Source organism: Afipia sp. GAS231 (genome assembly GCF_900103365.1).
Taxonomy (GTDB): domain Bacteria; phylum Pseudomonadota; class Alphaproteobacteria; order Rhizobiales; family Xanthobacteraceae; genus Bradyrhizobium.
The window spans coordinates 6,191,233-6,214,040 of sequence record NZ_LT629703.1; the positions used below are offsets into that span (position 1 = coordinate 6,191,233).

Genomic DNA, 22,808 nt, shown 5'->3' on the forward strand with positions numbered 1-22,808 from the left:
GCCGTTGCCGCCTTTTCCTTGTCGTATGCTAGCCTGTGTCCAACAAGAAACAGGGAGCAGACATGACCAGTGACTTCGCCGCCGGCAATTACAGCTTCATTCCAGGCGTCTTCCAGTATTCGGCAGGTGCCGCAGCCAATCCCGGATATGAAGTCGAGCGCGTACGTTTCGACAAATGGCTGCCGCTGGCGGAAGGCTTTGCGCGGATCGCGCAATATATTCAGGCTGTGGGGCGGCCGCTGACTTCGTTCTGCGCCTGCGAACTTCGCTCGCCGGCGGCGTTCACCGACGAGGGGTTCCGGAATTTCAATCTGCACTACGTCAAGACGCTGGCCGAATGGGGTGTCTACGACGGCAAGACCAATCCGGTGGCGCGCAGCAATGTCTGTCCCGAGATCGATCCGCCGACGGAGCCGTCGTTCTACGCATTCTCGTTCACGCGGCCGAGCCAGAGCGCCTCGCCGAGCTTCGTGATCGCAGGCAGCGGCGAGTCACAGGATGGAGCCGCGAGTTACGCGGAACGTACGGTCCGCTACCGGGATATCAGCCCCGACGGCATCAAGGAAAAAGTCCGTTATGTCGTTGACGTCATGGAAAAGCGCATGGCTGCGTTTGGGCATGGCTGGAAGGACGCCACGGCGGCGCAGACCTACACGATCAGGGACTTTTATCCGGTCTTTGCCGACGCGCTGGTGAGCCGTGGCGCCGCGCGCGCTGGCCTGACCTGGCATTTCGCCCGGCCGCCGGTGATCGATCTCGAATACGAGATGGATTGCCGGAGGGTGATGCGGGAAGTGGTGATCTAGGAGTTCGACTGACCATTCTCGTCATTGCGAGGAGCAAAGCGACGAAGCAATCCATCTTTCGTCGAGTGGGAAGATGGATTGCTTCGCTTCGCTCGCAATGACGGCAACTAGCTCTCACCGCTCCCTCGGATCGAGTGCGTCTCGTAAACCGTCGCCGACCAGGTTGAACGACAGCACCACCAGAAAAATTGCCAGTCCCGGCCAGATCGCCATCCAGGGCGCGTTGGTCAGGAAGCGCTGGGCGGAATTCAGCATGCTGCCCCAGGACGGTGCCGGCGGCTGCTGGCCGAGGCCAAGGAAGGAAAGCGCCGCTTCGGCGATGATGGCGGCCGCGATCGACAGCGTCGCCTGCACCAACAGCGCCGGCATGATGTTCGGCAGGATGTGAAACAGCGCGATACGCCAGCGCGGATTGCCCATGGCGCGTGCGGCCTCGACATAATCCTCGACCTTGACGCTCATCACCTGTCCGCGCGTCAGCCGCACGAAGATCGGCGTCGCCGAGATGCCGATCGCGATCATGGCATTGCCGAGGCTGGGCCCAAGAAACGCTGCCAGCGCAATGGCGAGGATCAGGAACGGACAGGCCAGCATCGCATCCGTCATGCGGCTGATCAGGGCGTCGATGAAGCCGCCGCGATAGCCCGACAGCAGACCCAGCGGCACGCCGATGCCGAGCGCGATCCCGACCGAGATCGCGCCTGCCATCAGCGAAGCCCGCGCGCCATAGACGACGCGGCTGAGAATGTCGCGGCCGAGTTCGTCGGTCCCGAACCAGTGCAGCGCCGAGGGTGGCTTGCGCACCAGCGACCAACTGGTCGCGATCGGGTCATAGGGCAGGAGCAGCGGCGCAAACAACGCCAGCAGCGCGAACGTCGCGATCACGACGAGGCCCACCACCGCGCCCTTGCGCTGGAGCAGACGGCGCAGCGCCCGGCGCGACGGGCTTTCCAGTTCGTCGGAGACGACGGCCGGGATGGCGGTGAGCGCTGCGTCAGTCATGGCGCTACGCCCTCAGCCGGGGATTGACGAGGATATAGGCGATATCGGCAATCAGGTTAAGCGTGATGTAGATCGTTGCCGTCGTCAGCACGACGCCTTGCACGACGGCATAATCGCGGTTGAACACGGCGTCGACGATCAGCTTGCCGAAGCCGGGAATCGAGAAAATCTGTTCGGTCAGCACCGCGCCCGACAGTAGCGTGCCGAGTTCGAGTGCACCGAGCGTAATCACCGGCGTCAGCGCGTTGCGCATGGCGTGCTTGAGGATCACCGAGCGTTCGGAAAGCCCCTTGGCGCGGGCAGTACGGACGTAATCGCTCTCCAGCACCTGCAGCATGGCGCTGCGGGTATGGCGCATCAGCACCGCGGCGATCGCGTTGCCGAGCACGAAGGCGGGCATGATGGTGGAGGCAAGGCTGGCACGCCAGTTCTCGGTGAGCGGCACATAGCCCGACGCCGGCAACCAGCCGAGTTCGATCGAGAACAGGAAGATCAGCATGATGCCTAGCCAAAAGTTCGGCGTCGAGATGCCCCACAGCGCGAATAGGTTGGCGCCGTAGTCCCATGCGGTGCCCTTCTTGACCGCCGAGACGATGCCGGCGGGAATGCCGATCAGGAACGCGATCACGATCGCCATCGAGGCCAGTTGCATCGTCACCGGAAGCTTTTGCGCGATCAGCGCGCGTACCGGCATCTTGTTGCGCAGCGATTCGCCGAAATCGCCCGCCAGCACGCCCTTGACCCAGTAGACGTATTGGACCGGGATCGGCTGATCGAGTTTGTATTGCTGGCGAATTTGCGCGATCACGGCGGGATCGCGTTCCTCGCCGGCCATCACCAGCGCAGGGTCGCCCGGCAACAGGTGCTGCAGCGAGAAGATCAGCAGCGAGACGAAAAACAGCGTCGGAACCAGCTGCACGACGCGGCGGGCGAGGAAATTCAGCATGGCGCTATCCGTGTCCCGGGCGCAGCGCAGCGTGCAACGGTGCGCTGCTGAACCGGGATCCAGTCTGTCGGCATGGGTCCCGGCTCTGCGGTGCAGCGCTTAGGCGCCGCACCGCGTCCGGGACACGGGTGTGGGTGCCTGTCTCTCACTTCAACTTCAGCCCGATGACGCGCACCAGCCCGTCCGGCATCTGGGTGTAGCCTTCGAGCCTGGTGGTGTGCGCAATCAGCACGTTGCGGTGATAGAGATAGATGATCGGTTCGTCCTCGATGATCTGTTTGGTCATCTTTTCATAGATGGCCTTGCGTGCGGTGGGATCGCTGACCAGCCGTGCATCGTCGAGCGCCTTGTCGACGTCGGGATTGGAGTAGGCGCTGTAGTTCTGCGGCGCCGTGCTCTTGTGGAAGATGTAGGAATTGCCGTCGGGATCGATGCGGCCGCTCCAGTCGAGCAGCAGGGCCTGATAGGAGCCGGCTTCCGCCTCCTTCAGGGCGGTGGCGAATTCGGTGACCCTGATCTTGAGATCGAAGCCGGCTTCCGCGGCCATCGACTGGATCACCTGGGCCACGGCTTCCCGCTCGGTCTCCTTCGGGATCATGAAGTCGACGCTGATGCGGCCGGTGATTCCGGCTTCTTTCAAGAGCTCCTTGGCCTTGGCGAGATCGCGCGGGCGGACCGGATATCCCTTCTGGTAATACGGATGTTGCGGATTGACCCATTGGTTGCCGGGCGTGAATTCGCCGTTGTAGACGACCTGGTTGATCGCCTCGCGGTCGATCGACAGATCGAGCGCCTGGCGCACCTTGGCGGACTGGCTGAGCGGCCCTTTGGTTTTTTCATTGCCGATATTGATGTCGATGCCCTGATAGCCGAGCCAGAGCGCGCTGGAGAGCTTGAGGCGCGGATCGGCGCGGACGTCCTTGATATCGGTTGCGAGCAAGCGCTCCATCAGATCGAGCCCGCCGGACTTGAGGTTCGCCAGCCGCACCGTGGAGTCGACGATCGGCAGATAGATGATGCGGTCGATGAAGACGTTGTCCTTGTTCCAGTAGTCCGCAAACTTCTCGACCACGATGCGGTCCTGCTGCACGCGTTCGACGAACTTGTAGGGACCTGCACAAACCGGGTGAAGTCCGAATTTGTCGCCGGCTTCCTTTGCGGCCTTCGGCGACACCATCATGCCCGAGCGGTCGGTCAATTGCGCGATCAGCGGCGAATAGGGCATCTTGAGCACGAGCTTGATCGTCAAGGGATCGACGACCTCGACGTGATCGAGCGCGGACAGCTCAGGCTTGCGGAACGAGGCCGGGAAGGTCAGGTGCCGCTCCAGCGAAAACTTCGCGGCCTCGGCATCGAACGGCTCGCCGTCGTGGAATTTGACGCCCGGCCGCAGCTTGATCGTCACTTCCTTGCCGTCGGCAGAGGTCTCCTGCGACAGCGCGAGCTGCGGCACGATATTCAGCTTGGCGTCGATATCGAACAGCTTGTCGCAAATCGAGGCGAATACAATGCGGCCGACATAGGAACGCGCCAGCGTCGGATCGAGCACGTCAGGATCTTCGGCGAGCCCGATCCGCAGCGTCGACTGTGCCTGAACGCTCGCCCCGAACGACAGCAGCAGCGCCGCCGCGGTGACTGCCAAACGCAGGATTTTCATTGTCGTCATCCCCATCTCTACGATTACGCCACAGCCGCCGGTGTTCCTGATTGATCAACCCCGGCCGGGGCCAGGCCTTCCGCGCCGCCGCTGAAGGCGGCGACCAATTTTTCCAGTGTCGGGGAAAAGCCGCCGTCTGAAGGCACGATGTTGTCGGGCGGCGGCAGTTCCGCCGTGCGGTGACAGGCGGTGGCATGCCCGGTGGCGTCGGCCAGCAACTCAGGCACCTCGGTGCGGCAGCGCGCGATGGCGTAGGGGCAGCGGGTATGAAAGCGGCAGCCCGTGGGTGGATTGAGCGCGCTCGGCATCTCGCCCTCCAGCACGATGCGGCTGCGTTTGGCCTGCGGCCTCGGCACTGGAATGGCCGACAACAGCGCGCGGCTATAGGGATGCGTTGGCGCGGCGAACAGCGCCTGCGCATCCGCCGTCTCGACGATGGTTCCGAGATTCATCACCGCGACGCGGTCGGCGATGTGTTTCACCACGGCGAGATCGTGGCTGACGAAGATATAGGCAAGGCCAAGCCGGTCCTGCAAATCGCGCAGCAAATTGAGGATTTGCGAGCGGATCGAGACGTCCAGCGCCGACACCGGCTCGTCGCAGATGATCAGTTTCGGTTCCACCGCCAGTGCCCGGGCGATGGCGATACGCTGGCGTTGGCCGCCGGAAAATTCATGCGGATAACGGCGCGCGAATCGTGGCTCCAGGCCGACCAGCCGCAACAGTTCCTCGACCCGTTCGCGCCGGCGCGAGGACGGCACCAGATCGTGCAGCGCCAGCGGCTCGGTCAGGATCTGGCTGACCGTCATGCGCGGGTTAAGCGAGGCATAGGGATCCTGAAAAATGATCTGCGCATCGCGCCGGAAGGCGCGCAGCGCGTTGGCGTCCAGCGCGCCGAGGTCGCGGCCCTCGAAGCGAACAGTTCCCGCGTCCGCCTCGATCAGCCGCAGCACCAGCCGGCTCACGGTAGACTTGCCGCAGCCGGATTCGCCAACCAGCGCCAGCGTCTTGCCGGCCTCGACGGTGAAGCTGACGCCGTCGACCGCCCTGACGTGAGCGGTGGGACGGCCGAACACTGAACGCGCGGCGACGAAATGCTTGACCAGGCCTTCGACTTCCAGAAGCGCGGTCATGACACCAGCCTCTCCAGCGGCGCCCGGATACAGCGCGAGGCGTGGCCATCGCTCACCATCGCCAGCGGCGGAGGTGCGGCAACGCAGGCATCGACGACGAAGGGACAACGCGCGGCGAAACGGCAGCCGCCCGGCGGGTTGGCCATGTTCGGCACCATGCCCTCGATCGTCGCCAGATGCGAGGTGCGGCGGTCGAGCCGCGGGATCGAGCCGAGCAAGCCGACCGTGTAGGGATGTTGCGGATTGGCGAACAGTTCATTGACCGCCGCACGCTCGACGATTTCGCCGGCATACATCACCGCGACCTCGTCGCAGACCTCGGCGACCACACCGAGGTCGTGGGTGATCAGGATGATCGCGGCGCCACTGGCGGCCTTCAGTTCGCGCATCAGGTCAAGAATCTGCGCCTGCAAGGTGACATCGAGCGCCGTGGTCGGTTCGTCCGCGATCAGGAGGCGGGGGTCGCAGGCCAGCGCCATCGCGATCATCACGCGCTGGCGCATGCCGCCGGACAGCTTGTGTGGATACTCGTCGATCCGCTTGTCGGGCGAGGGGATATGGACCCGCCGCAGCAGCTCGATCGCGCGCTCGCGCGCCTGGCGCTTCGTGCCGCCGCGATGGCGCAAGATCGTCTCGATGATCTGGTCACCGATGGTAAAGCTCGGATTGAGCGACGTCATCGGCTCCTGAAAGATCATCGCGAGCCGGTTGCCGCGCAGGTCGCGCAGGGTTTGGTCGGGCACGTCGAGCAGATCAAAGCCGTCGAAGCGGATCGAGCCCGAGACTTCGGCGGAGTGTTTTGACAACAGTCCCATGATGGCGAGCGAAGTGACGCTCTTGCCGCAGCCGGACTCGCCGACCAGTCCGAGTGTGGCGCCATTGGCGACGCTGAGATCGACGCTGTCGACCGCATGGGTGATGCGGCCGTCATCGCCATGGAAGACGACGCGCAAGCCCTCGATCTCGATCAGCGGGCTCGCCGTCATGCCTTGCCTGCCGTGGCCGCTTGAACGCCGGCATCAATCGTTGCGCGGTCGGTGATCCCGGCCGGGTTCTTGCGCGTCGGCAGGAACGGGCGGAAATGCACCCAGCGTTCGCGGCTCACTTGTTCGAGCCGTTCGAGTTCGGCCAGCGGATCGGTGTGGTCGTCGACGCGCAAGTCGAGATCGGACCATTCCTCCTCGCCGTGGATCAACAGCGCCGCCGACTGCTTGCCGCGCTTGTCGCCGCCGGCGGCTTCGCCGGCCTTCAAAGCTGCTATCAGACGCTGCGCAAAGGGAAGGTGAGCATTGGCGACGAGCGCTTTCGCGGTGTCGTCGAGCACCGCCGCGCCCGCCAGCATGTTGCCGGCGATGGAGAAGCCGTCGCCCTGAACATGGCCGCACCAGTCGACGCACTCATTGCCGGAGAAAGCCGCGATGCGTCCCTTGGCGTCCATGACATGCAGTTGCCGACTCTCGCGGCCGCTGTCGGCTGCGATCAGCGTATCGATCACCGCGCGCGGTTCGCGCCCCTCGCGCAACAGCGTGATGCCATCGATACCGTAATAGGGATTGACCAGCGCCTGCGTGGCGACGCCGCCGATGCCGGCCGCGATATGCGGGACGCGGGCGCCGACCGCGAAAAATTTCGTCGCAACCGCGATACCGAACTGGCCGGTTTGGGAATCGCGGGCGATGATCGACCAGGTCATGTTTGGCAAACCATCTTCAAGCCGCCTCTGCCCGTTATCGTCCCGCCGCGTAGCCTTGCATGCCCCTGGGATTGGCGGCGGCGCGGCGGCGGCGGCCAATCTTGGAGGCGGCGGTGAGGCGGCCTTCCGACCAGTCGGGGCCGACCTCGACGACGTGGCCGCGGCCCTTCAGGGTATCGATGGTCGGCTTCGGTACGCGGTTCTCGACCACGAGCACACCGGGGCGCGAGGTGCGCGGCCAGAACGAGATCGGGAAATGTTCGGAGTGCCAGGCCGGTGCGTCGATCGCCTCCTGCAGGTTCAGCTTGGCATGGACGTGGCGCAGGAAGAACTGCGTGGTCCATTGGTCCTGCTGATCGCCGCCGGGCGAGCCCCAGGCCATGTAGGGTTCGCCGTCGCGGGTGCACATCGTCGGCGAGAGCGTGGTGCGCGGACGCTTGCCGGGCGCCAGCGCCGCCGGGTGATCCTCCTCCAGCCAGAACATCTGGGCGCGGCTGCCAAGGCAGAAGCCGAGTTCCGGAATAACCGGCGAGGATTGCAGCCAGCCACCGGACGGCGTCGCCGAGATCATGTTGCCGGCCTGGTCGATGATGTCGAAATGCACGGTGTCGCCGCGCACTTCGCCGAAGCGGCCGACGGTCGGCTCGCCCGCGCCCATGGCGCCGACCGCCTCGCGGTGACCTTCGGCGCGGCGCATCTTGACGATCGAACCGAAGCCCTCGACCGAGCCGGGCACGAAGTCGAGCGAGGCTTTATCCCGCGAGATCAGCTTGCGGCGTTCGTCGTTATAGGCGTCCGACAGCAAGGTCGCGATCGGAATGTCGGTGAATTTTGGATCGCCGTAGAACTTCTCGCGATCGGCGAAAGCGAGTTTGGCGGCTTCGATCTGCAGATGGATAAACTCAGGTCCAGCGGGATCGAGCCCGTCGAGCTCAAATCCCTTCAACAGCGCGAGCTGCTGCAGCATCACCGGCCCCTGGCTCCAGACGCCGGGCTTGCAGACGGTATAGCGGCCATAGTCGTAGGTGAGGGGCGCTTCGACCGTCGGCTCCCAGCGGGCCATGTCGTCGGCCGAGAGCACGCCTTTGTGCGGCGAGCCGCTGACATCCATGACTTCTTGGGTGCGGCAGAACTTGTCGATCGCTTCGGCGACGAAGCCGTGCGACCAGGATTTGCGCGCGCGCTCGATCTGCGCGACGCGGTCGGAGCCGGCGCTCTCGGCTTCCTTCAGGATCCGCGCGTAGGTTTCCGCAAGCTGCTTGTTCGTGAACAGCGTGCCGGGCTTCGGCACCTCGCCGTTCGGCAGATACACCGCGGCCGAGGTCGGCCAATGCTTCTTGAATAGTTTCTCGACGATCTGGATCGTCGCCGCGGCGCGCTCGACCAGCGGGTAGCCGTTGGCGGCGTAGGCGATCGCGGGCTCCAGCACGTCACGCAAGCGCATGGTGCCGTAATCGCGCAGCAGCAGCATCCAGGATTCGAACGTGCCGGGGACGCAGGCGGCCAGCAGACCGGTGCCGGGCACCATCTCCAGCCCCTCGCTCTTGTAATGCGCGATGGTCGCCTTCGCCGGCGCCGGGCCCTGGCCGCAGATCACTTCGGTGCGGCCGCGTTTGGTATCATGCACAATGATCGGAACGTCGCCGCCGGGGCCGTTGAGATGCGGCTCGACCACCTGCAGGGTAAAGGCGGTGGCGACACCGGCGTCGAAGGCGTTGCCGCCCTTTTCCAGGATACCCATGCCGACCGCGGTGGCGATCCAGTGGGTCGAGGTGACCACGCCGAACGTGCCTTCGATTTCCGGCCGGGTTGTGAACGGATCGGGATTGATGTTGCCCATGGGAGTCCAATTTTGCGCTGGTATTCGGTGCGGCCGCACTTGAACACAGCCGGCGCTGGATGCCAACCGGTGGTATGCCACGCATTGCTCCCATCCCCGTGATCATGCCAAGGATCACGCTTGGACGGGTCGCGCGCGTTGGCGGCTGAAGCCTTCGCTGTAAATGTGCTCCGTTGAGGCGCGCCGGTCGATGAAAGCCAGTTTGGCGTCGATGATCATCGCGGGCGACCCGCACAAATAGATAGCATGTTCCGAAAGGTCGTCAAAATCAGCGGTAACGGCGTGCTGCACGTGACCCCTGCGCCCCTCCCAGGCTGCATCGGCGCGGGACAGCACCGGCACGAAATTGAACTCGAATAACCGGCTGCCCCACCTCCGGATATCGTCGAGCAGAAACAGGTCGGCGGCCGTGCGCCCGCCCCAGTACAGGCTGACCGGCGGACAATCCGGATGATCCATCAGCGATTCCAGGATAGCCTTGATCGGCGCGATCCCCGTGCCGGTGGCAACCATCAACAGCGGCCGGTCGTCCTCGGCACGGAGGTGAAAAACGCCAAGCGGCAGGTCTACCTCCAGCCTGTCGCCGGGCTGCATGCGTTGCAGCATGCCTTGGGTGAAGGACCCACCCTCGATCTGCCGGATCTGAAAATCGACCCGATTGTCGCGCGGGATGGACGCCATCGAAAAGCTGCGCGTGGTCCCGTCAGGCAACACGACGTTCATGTATTGCCCCGGCCGGTAGTCCAGGAAAGCGGCTGCCGGGACTTCCAGCGCCAGATGCGTGACCAGGGCGCTGACGGGTCGAACGTCCCTGACCACGGCGTGGTGGCGCGCCGCCGGCGGCATCTCGGTCAGGCCGCGCGCCGGTTCGATGACCAGATCGCCGGCAGGCATCGCCTGACAGGCGAGGGCGTAGCCCCGGCTCTCCTCGTCCGGTGTCAGCGCCAGCGGGAACTCGGCATAGGTGACCGAACCTTCAACCAGCCTGATGCGGCAGGTGCCGCAGCCGCCTAGTTGGCAGTCGTGTGGCAGGTCGACGTTGGCACGAAGCGCCGCGGCGAGGATGGTTTCGTCCGGCGTCACCTCGAACGCCTGCTCTGTCTCCGCTACCTGCACCCGATAGACCATGCGGTCCATCACATCTTGATGTCGGCCAGGACCAGCACCCGATGGTTCTTCGGTGCCAGCAATTCCTGCAAGGCCTGAAGCGCTGCTAGGCCGCAGGCGGTATCCTGCTCGCCATTGCCGCCACTGAGGCCTATGCCGCCGACGACTTCGTCGTCCACCACGATCGGAAAGCCGCCGACGAAAACGGCGAACCTGCCCTCGAAGCTCCACTGGATGCCGAACGCCTCGTTACCGGGAAGCGCGGGCCCGTTCGGCGGCTGATTGAACAGATGGGTCGAACGCTTGTGACCGGCCGCCGTGAAGGCCTTGTTCCAGGCGATCTGCGGACCCGTCACCCTGGCGCGATCCATCCGCTCCAACGCCAGCGGATAGCCGCCTTCATCGGCGACGCAGACCGTTTCCAGCACGCCGATCTCCCTGGATTTGCGGATCGCCGCGGCAACCATGTGGCGCGCCTCCTCGAGTTCCAGCTTGAATGAAGCTCTCATGTGATTGTCCCAAGTGTACGAATTGCAGGAGTTGACGGATGATTCAGGACAGTCGTCGGATCAGCATCCGCGATAGACCGTCTTGATCTGGGTGTAGAACTCCAGGCCGGCGCGACCCGACTCGCGAAATGTCGACGTGCTGGAGCGCTTGAGCCCGCCGAACGGCGCATTGATCAGATTGCCGGTCGTGGTGCGGTTGATCTTGACGGTTCCCGCTTCGATGTCGTTCGCGAAGTCGTGGATGTAACGCTGATTGCGCGTCGCGATCGCAGCCGACAGGCCGTACTCGGTATCGTTGGCCTTTGCGATCGCATCCGCGTAGCTTGTCACCTCGATGAGGGCGATGACCGGCCCGAATATCTCCTCGCGCGCGATCCGCATGTCCTGCGTGACATCGGTAAAGATCGCGGGCGACACGTAATAGCCGCGGTCGTAGGCCGGGCCGCTCAGGCGTTCGCCGCCGCACAGCAACGTTGCCTCACGCTTGCCGATTTCGACGTAACGCAGCACGGTCTCCAGTTGCCGCGCCGTAGCCAGCGGTCCGATATCGTTTCCGGCAACGAGGCCGCTCCCGACCTTTAGCGCTTTCACTTTGGTCACGAGTTTTTCGGTGAACGCCGCCTTGACCTGTTGCATGACAAGCACGCGGCTGGTCCCGGTGCAGGCCTGTCCGCTCAGCGACAGGCCGCCCTTGATGGTCAGGTCCACGGCCTTGTCGAGATCCGCATCCTCCATCACGATCAGCGGGTTCTTGCCGCCGAGCTCCATCTGGGTTCGTGTGGTGAAGCCGACCGAGCGATGAATCTGTTCTCCGGCCAAGGTAGATCCCGTGAAGGAAATAGCGCGCACCACCGCCGGCACGCAGATCGCCGGACCGACATCGGCGGCGCTCCCGGTGACGAAATTGAGCACGCCCTTGGGAATTCCCGCGGCGACGAAGGCTTCCGTGAGGCGGTAGCCGCTCAGCGGCGCGTCGGACGACGGCTTGAATACCACGGTGTTGCCGGCGATCAGCGCCGGCCCAATTTTTCGCGCCGGTATCGATACCGGAAAGTTCCACGGCGTGATGACCGACACCACACCCAGCGGCTCGCGCTGCGTATAGACGATCATGTCGGCATCGTCGTTGGGAAAGGTCTCGCCTGCGAACGACTGGCCTTCTACGGCATAGAAACGCAGCGTTTGCGCCGAGCGCAGGATCTCGTCCTTGCTCAGGTTGAGCGCCTTGCCTTGCTCCCGCGTCAACTCCTCTGCGAATCGATCAACATGCGTCTCCAGATAGCTGGCGGCACCATTAAGAATCTTCGCTCGCGCGGTGATCGGGGTCTTTTTCCAGCTCGCGCAGGCAGCGGCCGCTGCGTGCACGGCCATTTCGGCATCTGCCGCCGAAGAAGCGGGAAATTGGCCGACGATGTCGGACGTATCGGCGGGATTGACGTCGTCGAAATACTCGCCTGTCCGGCCCGCCACCCATTGGCCATCGATATAGTTTTTGAATTTTTCGATTCCGTCGCGCGCCGGTGCGTCGCGCGTCACCGATACTGCAGCGTCATTCATGATCATTGCCTTTCGCTAGCTCCACAACATCACGGCGCACAACGTCGATACGCCAAGTCCGACCAACACCGGCACCAGCACCGCATTCACGATCTGGAACACCGGCACGCGCGCGAACCCGGCGACCGCAATCAGTGACGACCACGCGATCAGCGTGCCGCCGCCGGTCCACACCGCTCCCATTTGGCCCACCGCGGCCAGCGTCGCCGGGTCCAGCCCGGCGCCCGGCGCCAGCGCACCGGACAGCGAGCCGGTCAGCGGCAGGCCGGCAAAGCCGGAGCCGTCGATCCCCGTGATCATTCCAACCACCAGGACGCCGAAAGCCACCAGGAAGTGGTTGTTGGGAATCCAGCCCTGCGCGCTCTGAATCAGCTCGAACAGAAGACTCGGGGCCTGCGCGGACGGCACGTTGAGAATCGAAGCCGCAAGATCGCCGCCGGCGCCGAGGAAGAAGAAGCCCGCTATCGGCAGCACCGACCCCATGGCGCGAAAAGCAAAAACGAAACCCTCGGTGACATGGTCGGCGCTGGTGTCCATCGCCTTGCGCAGCCCGTCGGTGGCGAACGCCGCGCACACCATCAGCAAGGCTGCGACGCCGCCAACCAGCGCGGCGGCTTCGCCACCTTTCAGGTCGTGACCGTAGCCCAGCTTGGACATCATCATCAGCACGATGACACAAAGGAAGGCCAGCGGCGTCGCGATGGCAAAGAACTTCGACCATCCGATCCGCTTTCGGCCGATCATCGACAGCTCCTTGGAAACCTGCGCATCGCTGACCAGCGGCTCCTGGCTGGTGCCGCGCGCGATCTCGGCCTTGTCGAAGGTTCCCTCGGCCTCGATCCGGGCCAGGTCGCCGTTGCTCGATTGCGCCTGCCATCGATCGAGCAGGGAATTGCTGGGCGGCACGATTGACTTGCGGATCGAGATATAGGCCAGCAACAGGGCGATGGAACCGGTGATCAGCGACAGCACCAGAGCCCGATCGGCCACCATTGCCACATTCACCGCTGCGCCCGCAGCCTTCGCACTGATGCCGGGTGCCACGCCGATCACGTAATCGGACGACAGCGCCATGCCCTGACCGGCAATGGCGATCGCCATCGCGCCGGCAAGCGGCGGCAGGCCGGCGGCGATCGCGGCCGGCAGCAGCACCGCCGACACCAGCGGCACCGCGGGTGTCGGCCAGAAGAACAGGGAAATCACATAGGTGATCGCAGCGAGAACAAAATAGGCAGCATGACCGTTTTTCATGACCGCGCGAAATGGTTCGACCATCCGGATGTCCGAACGCAGCACCTTCAGGGCATTCAACAGCGCCGTCATCAGCGCGATCACGAGGAAGATATTGAAGAGCTCCTTTGCTGCCGTGAAGCTCGCATTGAAGACGCTGCCGACAGCGGTCACCGGGCTGTGCGACCAGGCCAGCGTCACGAGAAGGGTCGCGACAATGGACGGCACGACGACATTGGCGCGCAAAATCATGGTCACGACGATGATGGCGACCCCGGCGAGATAGACCCAGTGCGCCGCGCCGATGGTTATGTGACTTGTCATGGCTCCCCCAGTGACCGGCAAAAAGCGGATTACCGCGATATCGCTTCAGTGGTGCGCAGAATTGTATACTGTATTCCAAAATGCAATAGAAAATTCCAATCTGACGTCCGGACGGCGTGGCCAAGCTCTCGGCCCATGACACTCGCGCGGTTATCCACAGTGTGAACAATAGCGGCATTTACTGGGAATTTCAGCCAGATTTTCCGTGCCGGGGCGTTACTGCACAGGGAAAGGGGCAGACGGCGTCCGCTGCCTTGACTTGCATTCTTAATTGTATACAATATCCAACAATGGACCTTGCAACTGAACGTGGCGCAGCAGCCAATTCGCCATAAAGGCACAAAGGGAGAGCGAAGATGCCCGAATTGATGAACCATGTGGAATTCCGCACCGCCCTCGAGAATGCGATCAAGGGCAAAAGCGCCAACAAGGCGCCCTTCAGCATCGCCTGGGCCAGCGGAAAACTCAGCCGCGCCCATCTCGCGCGGTGGGCCGAGAACCACTTCCACTACGTCGGACCGTTCGCGGACTACCTTGCCTATATCTACGCGCGGATGCCGGACCGTTACACGGAAGCAAAGGATTTTCTGCTCGCCAATATGTACGAGGAGGAGATCGGCGGCGACCGCCATACCGACCTGCTGATTCGCTTTGCCGAAGCCTGCGGCACCACACGCGAGCGGGTGACCGATCCCGACAACATGACCGCCACGACGCGCGGTCTGCAGAGCTGGTGCTATTCCGTTGCCATGCGTGAGGATCCGATCGTCGCGGTCGCCGGCCTGGTCGTCGGGCTGGAGTCGCAGGTGCCGTCGATCTATCGCAAGCAAACCCCGACGCTGCGCGAAAAGTACAAGTTCAGCGACGAGGAGGTCGAGTTCTTCGATCTCCACATCGTGTCCGACGAAATTCATGGCGAGCGCGGCTACCAGATCGTTCTCGAACATGCCAACACCGTCGAGCTGCAGCAGAGATGCCTGAAGATCTGCGAAGTCGGCGCGCAGATGCGGTTGCTCTACACCACGGCGCTGTATTGGGACTATGTCGCGCAGGAGGTGCCGATGAGCGAACTCGAGTCCGTCGAACCCAAGGTTCCGCAGGACGAGCGCCGATTGCTGCAGGCGTAACCAGGTGCCAACCGTCATTCTTCATCGCGACGGCCAAGCCCACCAGGGCGAGATCGCCGAGAACACCAATCTGGTGGTCCGTGCCGGCATCAAGCAGTTTCCCTTCCCGCATCTGCGCTACGGATGCGGGATGGGGAAATGCGCGAAATGCGCCTGCCGCGTTCTCAAGGGGGCAGAGCAACTGCCGGAGCCGAACTGGAAGGAACGGAAGCAACTCGGCCCCCGGCTGGACGATGGCTACCGCCTGATTTGCCAGCTGTGGCTCAACCACGATGTCGAATTGGCGCAGGACAAGAACCCGATCGAGCCCTGGTCTGCAGTGTCGGCGGCGGCTGTGTCGGCCGTCGTTCCGCAAGGCGCCGGCAGCAAGGAGGAATGAGCATGTATGTCATCCTGACGAGCAAGCCTGGACAGTTCAGAACCGAAGCCGTCGACGGGCTGCGGCCTCTGGAGGCTTACGACTACAGGTTCTACGGGCAGATCAAGGCGCATTTTGTAATCGCGGAACTGGTTGAAGAGAGCACCAAAATCCGCGTGGTCGAGGATGACTCCGCGATCGTCAACGACGTGCCTTCAAAGTTCCTTGAAAAGTTCGAGACCACGGCGCTGGCGCTCAAGGAGCTCGAGCACCTGACGACGTTCGGTCACATGGAAACCGAGCTGCGCAAGACGCCGCTGTCCGCAAGCTGAACTGCTCCTTCCAGCCGGTCGCCACATGATTCAAGTCACATTCCTGACCAACAGCGGCAAGGTGGCCAGCGCTCCGGCCAACAGCAACCTGCTGCGGGTTTCGCTGCGCGAGCAAGGCGGCATTCCCTTCAAGTGCGGCGGCGGGCTATGCGGCACGTGCAAATGCAGGATCGAGGCCGGGCTTGAGCACACCGATGCGGTCAAGCCGAAGGAACGCAAGCATCTGACCGAAGACCAGCTGAAGGCGGGATACCGAATGGCGTGCCAGACATTCCTGAACGGCGACGTCAGCGTATCCTGGGTGCCATTGGCCGAACGTCGCGCGCCTGTCCCACGTACCGAGCCGGTGGCGGCGATGGCGATGCCGCCGCAGGACAAGCCGGAGCCGTAGGGCTGGGCCGCAACGGGATGGCAAATCAACGCGACTCCGGTAGACTGGCCGCAGGCAGCCTGCCTTGGTGCAAGCACCGGGGCGATCGACATTTCAGCGCGTTGATCATCATGTTCCAGCAGGCTTGCCGTTCGGTTCTTGAGATAGGTTTACGATATGGTGCTTACCACCGGGGTCCCGAAGCGTCGGCTTGGCGAGGATCATTCCTCGCTGCATGACCGCGTCGTTACCGAGCTTCGTCAGGCGATTCTGTCCGGACGATTGAAGCCTGGCGAACGGCTGGTCGAGGGCCGGCTGGCCGACGAGCTCGGCGTATCCCGCAACCCGGTGCGCGAGGCGATTCGCGCGTTGGCGTCCGAGGGCCTGATCGAAGTCACCGCGCGACGCGGGGCGGCGGTTGCGACGATGACGGAGCACGAGGCACGCGAGACCATCGAAGTACGCGCGCTGCTGGAGGGGCACAACGCCAGACTGGCGGCACGCCGCCAAGACAAGCAGATCATCAAGCGTATTGAGGCCGTCTTGAACAAGGGCACGGCGGCCGTCACGGCCAGGCGGTTTGAGCAACTGTTCGATCTAAACCTGCAGTTTCACCGCGAACTCGCCGCGGCGGGACAGAACACGGTGCTTGGGGACATCATGCAGAAACTGCGGGAAAGAACCGCGATGCTGTTCTCGCCGATGAATCCGGCCCGGCAGGCGCGCAACTGGGACGAACACGCGGCGATATTGCGTGCCATCATCGAGGGCGACGAGCGTGCGGCCGCGACGCTGGCTTCCGAACACGTGATGCGTGCCGGCATGGACTTTCTGGTCGGGCTCCATTCGGATGGAGAGTTTCCGCTGTTCCCGTTGGCCGAAGCAGGAGGCAGCAGCCGCGAAGTGTCGCGAGCGCCTTCGCTCGCGATCGGCGCGTCGCGGCAAGAGCTGTCCGGTGGCCAGAAGCGCACCGCTGGCAGGGGGCGTCCAGCGAGCCGCAAGCCGAACTCTGCCGACAAGGCAAAGCCCGGAATACGAGGGGCATCGTGATCGCATAAAGGCTTTGCGACCTGCACATTAGCCTGTCGGGTCCAGCGCCCGCGATTGAATCACACCGGAACGGCGGCCGCGGCCGGGTTGTTGACGGCGTGGCAGGCGACGCCGTCGATCAGCGCGGGCGCCTGCCGGCGGCAGAGCTCGAACGCCAGCGGGCAGCGCGGGTTGAAGGCACATCCGGGCGGCGGATCGATCGGGTTGGGGATCTCGCCCTGGACCGGAATCCGCTGCCGGCCGGACATTGCGAGATCCGGAACCGCGCCCAGCAGCATCTTGGTGTAAGGCATCCGCGGATTGGCGAACAGTTCGCGCCCCTCCGCGATTTCGACGATGCGGCCGAGATACATCACGCCGATCCGGGTCGCCATGTGGCGGACCACCGCGAGATTATGGCTGATGAAGAGATAGGTCAGGCCGAACTTGTCCTGCAGGTCGCGCATCAGATTGAGGATCTGGGCCTGCACCGAAACATCCAGCGCCGAGGTCGGCTCGTCGCAGACAATGAATTCGGCCTCGGATGCCAATGCCCGCGCAATCGCGATGCGCTGGCGCTGGCCGCCGGAAAATTCATGTGGAAATTTCAGGCCGTCGTCTGGATGCAGGCCGACGAGGCCCAGCAATTCACCGACGCGGGCGGCGATGTCGCGCTCGCCCTGGATCAGGTCGAAGGCGCGGATCGGCTCGGAGACGATGGCGTCGACCCGAAAACGCGGATTGAGGCTGGCATAGGGATCCTGAAAGATCATCTGGATGCGGCGGCGCAGCCGCTGCCGCAGCTGCGCCTGCCTCGTATTGGTCATCGAGACGCCGTCGATGACGACTTCGCCGGAACTCGGCGGCAGCAGGCCCACGACCATCCGCGCCACCGTGGTCTTGCCGGAGCCGGATTCGCCGACGAGGGCAAAGGTTTCGCCCTTCTTGATGTCGAAGGTGACGCCGTCGACGGCTTTGAGGAATTCGAGATGGCCGCCTTCCAGCACCCGGTTGAGCCACGGTTTCGAGACGTCGAACACGCGGCGCAGGTTCTTCACGTCGACAAAGGGCGCTGCACTCATGCCGCGGTCTCCTTCGCGGTCGCATGGGGCGCGGTATCGTAGAGATGGCAGGCGACCGACTGGGTGCCGTGCAGGAGCGGTTCCGGCCGATCGACGCGGCAGCGGTCGAAGGCGAACGCACAGCGCGGATTGAACGAGCAGCCGGGTGGGATTGCCGACAGCCGCGGCATCGAGCCTGGGATCTGCACCAACCGCTTGTCTTCGCCCGCGAGCGTCGGGATCGCGCCCATCAAGCCTTTGGCGTAGGGGTGCAACGGGTTCTGCACGACATCGAGCACCGGGCCGATCTCCGCGATCCGGCCCGAATACATCACGGCGACTCGATCCGAAGTCTCGGCGATCACGCCCATGTCGTGGGTGACCAGCATCACGGCGGTGCCGTGATCGCGGCCGAGGCGCTTGATCAGCGAAATGATCTGCGCCTGGACCGACACATCAAGCGCGGTGGTCGGCTCGTCGGCGATGATCAGTTCCGGTTCGGCGCAGATCGCCAGCGCAATGACGACGCGCTGGCGCATGCCGCCGGAAAATTCGTGCGGGTAGGCGTCGATGCGCTTCTCCGGGGCGGGGATTCCGACCTCGGCCAACAGGTCGATGGCGCGCTTGCGCGCGGCGCTTTCCGAAAGGTTGGTGTGGGTGCGGATCGTCTCGACGATCTGGTCGCCGATTCGGTAAAGCGGATTGAGGCTGGTCAGCGGATCCTGAAAGATCATGCCGATCCGTTTTCCGCGGATGCGGCGGATTTCTTCCGGGGGCAGATGATCGATCCGCATGCCCGACAGATAGATCTCGCCGCCGCTGATCCGGCCCGGCGGATCGATCAGCCCGATAACGGCGAGGCCCGTGACCGATTTGCCCGCACCGGATTCGCCGACCACGCCGAGTACTTCGCCCTTGGCGATGTCGAAGGAAACGCCATCGATCGCGCGCAAGGTCGCGCGGCGGGTGAGGAATTCCACCTGGAGATTGCGCACGGAAAGAACAGGAGTTGTCATCGGAGCTTTGGATTGAGCGCGTCGCGCAGCCAGTCGCCCAGCAGGTTGATGGAAAGGATCAGTCCCGCCAGCGCCACGCCGGGAAAGGCAACGATCCACCATTCGCCGGCGAACAGATAGTTGTTGCCGATCCGGATCAGGGTGCCGAGCGAGGGCATGGTGTCGGGCATCCCGGCGCCGAGGAACGACAGCGTCGCTTCGGTGATGATCGCGAGCCCGAGGTTGATGGTGGCGATCACGAGTATAGGCCCCATTGTGTTCGGCAGCACGTGCCGCAGCATGATCTTCGCCGCCGGAAGCCCGATCAATTGCGCGGCCGCGACATAGTCCTTGCTCTTCTCGACCATGACCGAGCCGCGGACCGTGCGGGCATATTGCACCCAAAAACTCAGGCCGATCGCGAACACCAGCACCGCCAGCGTGCTCATGGCGTCGAGCCGGTTGCCGAACACGGATTTGGCGACGCCGTTGACGAGCAGCGCGATCAGGATTGCCGGAAAAGTAAGCTGCACGTCGGCGATGCGCATGATCAGTCCGTCGACCGCGCCGCCGACATAGCCCGCGACCAACCCGAGCGTGACGCCGAGCACGCCTGCGAACAGCATGCCGAGCACGCCGACCACCAGCGAGACCCGCAAGCCGTAGAGAATGGCGGAATACACGTCGCGGCCCTGTTCGTCGGTGCCGAGCAGGAACGGCGACTGGCCGTCCGCGGTCCACAGCGGCGAGATCCGCGAATTCATCAGTTGCAACTGCGCGGGATCGAACGGGTTCTGCACCGAAAGCTGCGATGCGAACAGCGCCAGCAGGAAAAACAGGACGGTTACCGCCGCCGCCACCATCGTCATCTTGGAGCGGCGGAACGAATAGAACATGTCGCTGTCGAGGGTGCGCTTCAGCCAGCCGGCACTGAGCCGTGCGGCTTGCGCGTTCGGCTCGGCGGGATGGGGAACTACGGCGTCGGACATGGTGATCTCGCTATGCCGGACGGCTGATGGTCGAGCGCAGGCGCGGATCGACGACGGTGTAGAGGATATCGACCACCAGATTGATGGTGACGTAGATCAGCGAGACCATCAGCAGGTAGGCCGCCATGATCGGAATGTCGACGTTTTGCACGGCCTGCACGAACAACAACCCCATACCGGGCCACTGGAACACGGTTTCGGTGATAATCGCAAAAGCAATAACCGAGCCAAACTGCAGCCCGGCGACCGTGATAACGGGAACCAGCGTGTTCTTGAGCGCGTGGCCGAAATGGATGGCGCGCGTGGTCAGGCCGCGGGCGCGGGCGAAGCGGATATAGTCGGTACGAAGCACTTCGAGCATTTCCGCGCGCACCAGACGCATGATCAGGGTCATCTGGAACAGGCCGAGCGTGATCGACGGCAGGATCAGTGCCTTCAGACCGGACAGCGTGAGCAGGCCGGTACTCCACCAGCCGATCTTCACGACGTCGCCGCGGCCGAACGAGGGCAGCCAGCCCAGCGTCACCGAGAACAGGTAGATCAGCAGGATACCGATCAGGAATGTCGGCAGCGATATTCCAATCAGCGAAACCGCCTGGAATATTCTGGTCAGCACGGTGTCGCGCCGCAGCGCCGAGTAGACCCCCATCAGGATGCCGAACAGCATCGCGAGAAACGTGGCGCAGACCGCGAGTTCCAGCGTCGCCGGCATCCGTTCCATCAACAGGTTCGCGACCGGCTGGCGGAATTGATAGGACACCCCGAACTTGAATTGCGCGGCATTGACAACATAGCGGACGAATTGCACGGGGACGGGATCGTCGAGGCCAAGCGACTGGCGCACCGCCGCGCGTTCCGCCGCCGAGGTGTCGATCGAGACGATCTGGCTGACCGGATCGCCGGCGAAACGGAACATCGAGAACGCGATAATTCCGACCGCAATCATGACGCCGATGGCCTGTACGGCGCGGCGAAGAGTGAAAGCGAGCATGGTTTCCTTTCACTTTTCTTCTGTGCGGCTGACGTCGCTGTCGCCTGGAAACGAAAAGTCCCGGAAGCTCAAAGCCGCCGGGACCCTGTGTTGAAGCCTGCCTATTCCTGTTTGGTGGCCCAGTACAGCAGCACCTGGTTGTCGGCGCGCTGGGTCATCTTCACCTTTTTGGATACGCCCCACGCCAGCGCCTGCTGGTGCAGGGGGATGTAGGCCCAATCCTTGTTGGCGATCTCGAAGGCTTCCTTGATCAGCAAGTCGCGCTTGCCGGTGTCGGTTTCGAGTAAAACCTTGTCGGCGATGGCGTCCATCTGCTTGTTGCAGTAGCCGCCGAGGTTGGCTTCGCCACGCGACGACTTCGGATCGTCACGGCAGCCCATGATGTCGTAAAGGACGTTCTGGGCGTCCGATGTCGCAGGCGTCCAGCCCAGCATGTAGAACGAAGTCTGGAAGCCGCCCGGCTTGAGGACCTTGGCGAAATACTGCGCTTTCGGTTGCGCCAGCAAGTTGATCTTGACGCCGATGCGGGCCAGCATGCCGACGACCGCCTGACAGATCGCGGCGTCGTTGACGTAGCGATCGTTGGGGCAGTCCATCGTCACCTCGAAGCCGTCGGGATAGCCGGCCTCGGTCAGCAACTTCTTGGCGCCGTCGGGGTCGAGCTTCGGACGGGTGAAGTCGCCGGACAGCTTGAAAAGCTGCGGGGCGATCATCAGCGCCGACGGGGTCGAGAGCCCGCGCATGACGCGGGTCTTGATCAACTCGATGTCAACAGCCTTGTAGAAGGCCTCGCGCACCCGGATGTCCTTGAAGGGGTTCTTGCCCTTGACGTTGGAGTACAGCAATTCGTCGCGGACCTGATCCATGCCGATGAAGATCGTGCGCAGTTCCGGTCCCTTCAGCACCTGGGCGTTCGGACTGGAATCCACCCGCGCGATATCCTGGATCGGAACCGGCTCGATGACGTCGACTTCGCCGGACAGCAGCGCCGCCACGCGGGTGGCGTCCGAGCCGATTGGCGTGAAGATGATTTCCTTGAGGTTATGTTCCGGTTTTCGCCACCAGTTCGGGTTCACCTTGAACACGGTCTTCACGCCGGGTTGATGGCTCTCGATCATGAAGGGACCGGTGCCGTTGGCGTTGAGCGATGCATAGCTCGGCGTGGTCGCGGAAGCGGGCGTCGGCGCGACGGCATTGTTATCCGTGCACCATTTCTTGTCCATGATGTACCAGCCGTCCCACTGCGAAATCAGAATGGGATTTGGCGAGTCCAGCGTCACGTCGACGGTGTAGTCGTCGATCTTGGTGAACTTGGCGTCGGCGGGAACGTTGGTGAGAAAGTTCGATCCCTTGGCGCGCACGCGTTCCGCGGAAAACAGCACGTCGTCAGCCGTGAAGGGATCGCCGTTGTGGAACTTGACGCCCTTGCGCAGATGGAAACGCCAGCGGGTCGGCTCGGGGGTTTCCCAGCTTTCCGCCAGCGCCGGAATGATCTTGAGATCCTTGTCGCGCGCGATCAGGCCCTCATAGACATGGCCGTGATGGGCGATCGTGGTGGTTTCCTTGAGCGTGTACGGATCGAGCGACTTGAGGTCGCCCTGGTTGGCGTAACGCAGGGTCTGGGCCGATGCCGGCAGCGCCGCCAAAGCGAAGACCGAGGCCAAGACCGCTGACGTGACCGCTGACATGACCGCTGTCCTGGCCGCTGCAAGCAAACTCTGACGTACCGACATATGTTTGAATTCCCCGCTT

The 22,808-nt window shown here is 63.5% G+C and carries 22 protein-coding genes; 6 read left to right on the forward strand and 16 right to left on the reverse strand.

Going from position 1 to position 22,808, the window contains the following annotated elements:
- The first annotated feature begins 62 nt into the window (after positions 1-62).
- Entirely contained in the window at positions 63-806 is a 744-nt protein-coding gene (locus tag BLS26_RS29195; RefSeq protein WP_092515958.1) for a hypothetical protein, read from the forward strand.
- Positions 807-920: 114 nt separating this feature from the next.
- On the opposite strand, the gene BLS26_RS29200 is transcribed toward BLS26_RS29195, so the two are convergent.
- The 11 genes from BLS26_RS29200 to BLS26_RS29250 all read right to left on the reverse strand — a co-directional run bounded on the left by BLS26_RS29200 (position 921) and on the right by BLS26_RS29250 (position 13,804).
- The gene (locus tag BLS26_RS29200) at positions 921-1,808 is read right to left on the reverse strand and encodes an ABC transporter permease (RefSeq protein ID WP_092515959.1); all 888 of its coding nucleotides are present in this window, start codon (positions 1,806-1,808) and stop codon (positions 921-923) included.
- A 4-nt stretch (positions 1,809-1,812) separates the two neighbouring features.
- Entirely contained in the window at positions 1,813-2,754 is a 942-nt protein-coding gene (locus BLS26_RS29205) for an ABC transporter permease (RefSeq protein ID WP_092515960.1), read from the reverse strand.
- A 145-nt stretch (positions 2,755-2,899) separates the two neighbouring features.
- On the reverse strand, positions 2,900-4,411 hold the full coding sequence (locus BLS26_RS29210; protein WP_092515961.1) for an ABC transporter substrate-binding protein: 1,512 nt from the start codon (positions 4,409-4,411) through the stop codon (positions 2,900-2,902).
- A 23-nt stretch (positions 4,412-4,434) separates the two neighbouring features.
- Positions 4,435-5,544 carry an ABC transporter ATP-binding protein gene (locus tag BLS26_RS29215; RefSeq protein ID WP_092515962.1) on the reverse strand — a complete coding sequence of 370 codons (1,110 nt, stop codon included), beginning with the start codon at positions 5,542-5,544 and terminating at the stop codon, positions 4,435-4,437.
- The gene (locus BLS26_RS29220) at positions 5,541-6,530 is read right to left on the reverse strand and encodes an ABC transporter ATP-binding protein (RefSeq protein WP_092515963.1); all 990 of its coding nucleotides are present in this window, start codon (positions 6,528-6,530) and stop codon (positions 5,541-5,543) included. Before BLS26_RS29220 ends, BLS26_RS29215 begins: the two co-directional genes overlap by 4 nt.
- The gene (locus tag BLS26_RS29225; protein ID WP_092515964.1) at positions 6,527-7,237 is read right to left on the reverse strand and encodes a DUF1028 domain-containing protein; all 711 of its coding nucleotides are present in this window, start codon (positions 7,235-7,237) and stop codon (positions 6,527-6,529) included. The genes BLS26_RS29220 and BLS26_RS29225 overlap by 4 nt, the downstream gene beginning before the upstream one ends.
- Before the next feature lie 34 nt (positions 7,238-7,271).
- Positions 7,272-9,077: a gamma-glutamyltransferase family protein gene (locus BLS26_RS29230; RefSeq protein ID WP_092515965.1), complete on the reverse strand. Its 1,806-nt coding sequence runs from the start codon at positions 9,075-9,077 to the stop codon at positions 7,272-7,274.
- A gap of 114 nt (positions 9,078-9,191) precedes the next feature.
- On the reverse strand, positions 9,192-10,214 hold the full coding sequence (locus BLS26_RS29235) for a 2Fe-2S iron-sulfur cluster-binding protein (RefSeq protein ID WP_244541725.1): 1,023 nt from the start codon (positions 10,212-10,214) through the stop codon (positions 9,192-9,194).
- Positions 10,214-10,693, reverse strand: coding sequence for a heme-binding protein (locus BLS26_RS29240; RefSeq protein WP_092515966.1), 480 nt, complete (start codon positions 10,691-10,693; stop codon positions 10,214-10,216). Before BLS26_RS29240 ends, BLS26_RS29235 begins: the two co-directional genes overlap by 1 nt.
- Positions 10,694-10,753: 60 nt before the next feature.
- On the reverse strand, positions 10,754-12,250 hold the full coding sequence (locus tag BLS26_RS29245; protein WP_092518753.1) for an aldehyde dehydrogenase family protein: 1,497 nt from the start codon (positions 12,248-12,250) through the stop codon (positions 10,754-10,756).
- 15 nt (positions 12,251-12,265) lie between these two features.
- A complete protein-coding gene (locus BLS26_RS29250; protein WP_092515967.1) occupies positions 12,266-13,804 on the reverse strand; it encodes a hypothetical protein in 1,539 nt (512 codons plus the stop codon).
- A gap of 356 nt (positions 13,805-14,160) precedes the next feature.
- On the opposite strand from BLS26_RS29250, the gene BLS26_RS29255 reads away from it, so the two are divergent.
- The 5 genes from BLS26_RS29255 (at position 14,161) to BLS26_RS29275 (ending at position 17,041) form a co-directional block, all read left to right on the forward strand.
- Positions 14,161-14,931, forward strand: a complete 771-nt coding sequence (locus BLS26_RS29255; protein WP_092515968.1) for a TenA family transcriptional regulator — start codon at positions 14,161-14,163, stop codon at positions 14,929-14,931.
- A 4-nt stretch (positions 14,932-14,935) separates the two neighbouring features.
- The gene (locus BLS26_RS29260) at positions 14,936-15,310 is read left to right on the forward strand and encodes a 2Fe-2S iron-sulfur cluster-binding protein (RefSeq protein ID WP_092515969.1); all 375 of its coding nucleotides are present in this window, start codon (positions 14,936-14,938) and stop codon (positions 15,308-15,310) included.
- Positions 15,307-15,621: a ferredoxin gene (locus BLS26_RS29265; protein ID WP_244541726.1), complete on the forward strand. Its 315-nt coding sequence runs from the start codon at positions 15,307-15,309 to the stop codon at positions 15,619-15,621. The genes BLS26_RS29260 and BLS26_RS29265 overlap by 4 nt, the downstream gene beginning before the upstream one ends.
- 25 nt (positions 15,622-15,646) lie before the next feature.
- A complete protein-coding gene (locus tag BLS26_RS29270) occupies positions 15,647-16,012 on the forward strand; it encodes a 2Fe-2S iron-sulfur cluster-binding protein (RefSeq protein WP_092515971.1) in 366 nt (121 codons plus the stop codon).
- A 156-nt stretch (positions 16,013-16,168) separates the two neighbouring features.
- Entirely contained in the window at positions 16,169-17,041 is an 873-nt protein-coding gene (locus BLS26_RS29275) for a GntR family transcriptional regulator (RefSeq protein WP_092515972.1), read from the forward strand.
- A 59-nt stretch (positions 17,042-17,100) separates the two neighbouring features.
- Here the strand turns inward: BLS26_RS29275 and BLS26_RS29280 are convergent, their stop codons facing one another.
- The 5 genes from BLS26_RS29280 to BLS26_RS29300 form a co-directional block, all read right to left on the reverse strand.
- Positions 17,101-18,102: an ABC transporter ATP-binding protein gene (locus BLS26_RS29280; protein WP_092515973.1), complete on the reverse strand. Its 1,002-nt coding sequence runs from the start codon at positions 18,100-18,102 to the stop codon at positions 17,101-17,103.
- On the reverse strand, positions 18,099-19,097 hold the full coding sequence (locus BLS26_RS29285; protein ID WP_092515974.1) for an ABC transporter ATP-binding protein: 999 nt from the start codon (positions 19,095-19,097) through the stop codon (positions 18,099-18,101). The genes BLS26_RS29280 and BLS26_RS29285 overlap by 4 nt, the downstream gene beginning before the upstream one ends.
- On the reverse strand, positions 19,094-20,065 hold the full coding sequence (locus BLS26_RS29290; protein ID WP_092515975.1) for an ABC transporter permease: 972 nt from the start codon (positions 20,063-20,065) through the stop codon (positions 19,094-19,096). The genes BLS26_RS29285 and BLS26_RS29290 overlap by 4 nt, the downstream gene beginning before the upstream one ends.
- A 10-nt stretch (positions 20,066-20,075) precedes the next feature.
- On the reverse strand, positions 20,076-21,056 hold the full coding sequence (locus tag BLS26_RS29295) for an ABC transporter permease (RefSeq protein ID WP_092515976.1): 981 nt from the start codon (positions 21,054-21,056) through the stop codon (positions 20,076-20,078).
- A 101-nt stretch (positions 21,057-21,157) separates the two neighbouring features.
- Positions 21,158-22,744, reverse strand: coding sequence for an ABC transporter substrate-binding protein (locus BLS26_RS29300; RefSeq protein ID WP_244541727.1), 1,587 nt, complete (start codon positions 22,742-22,744; stop codon positions 21,158-21,160).
- Positions 22,745-22,808 lie beyond the last annotated feature (64 nt).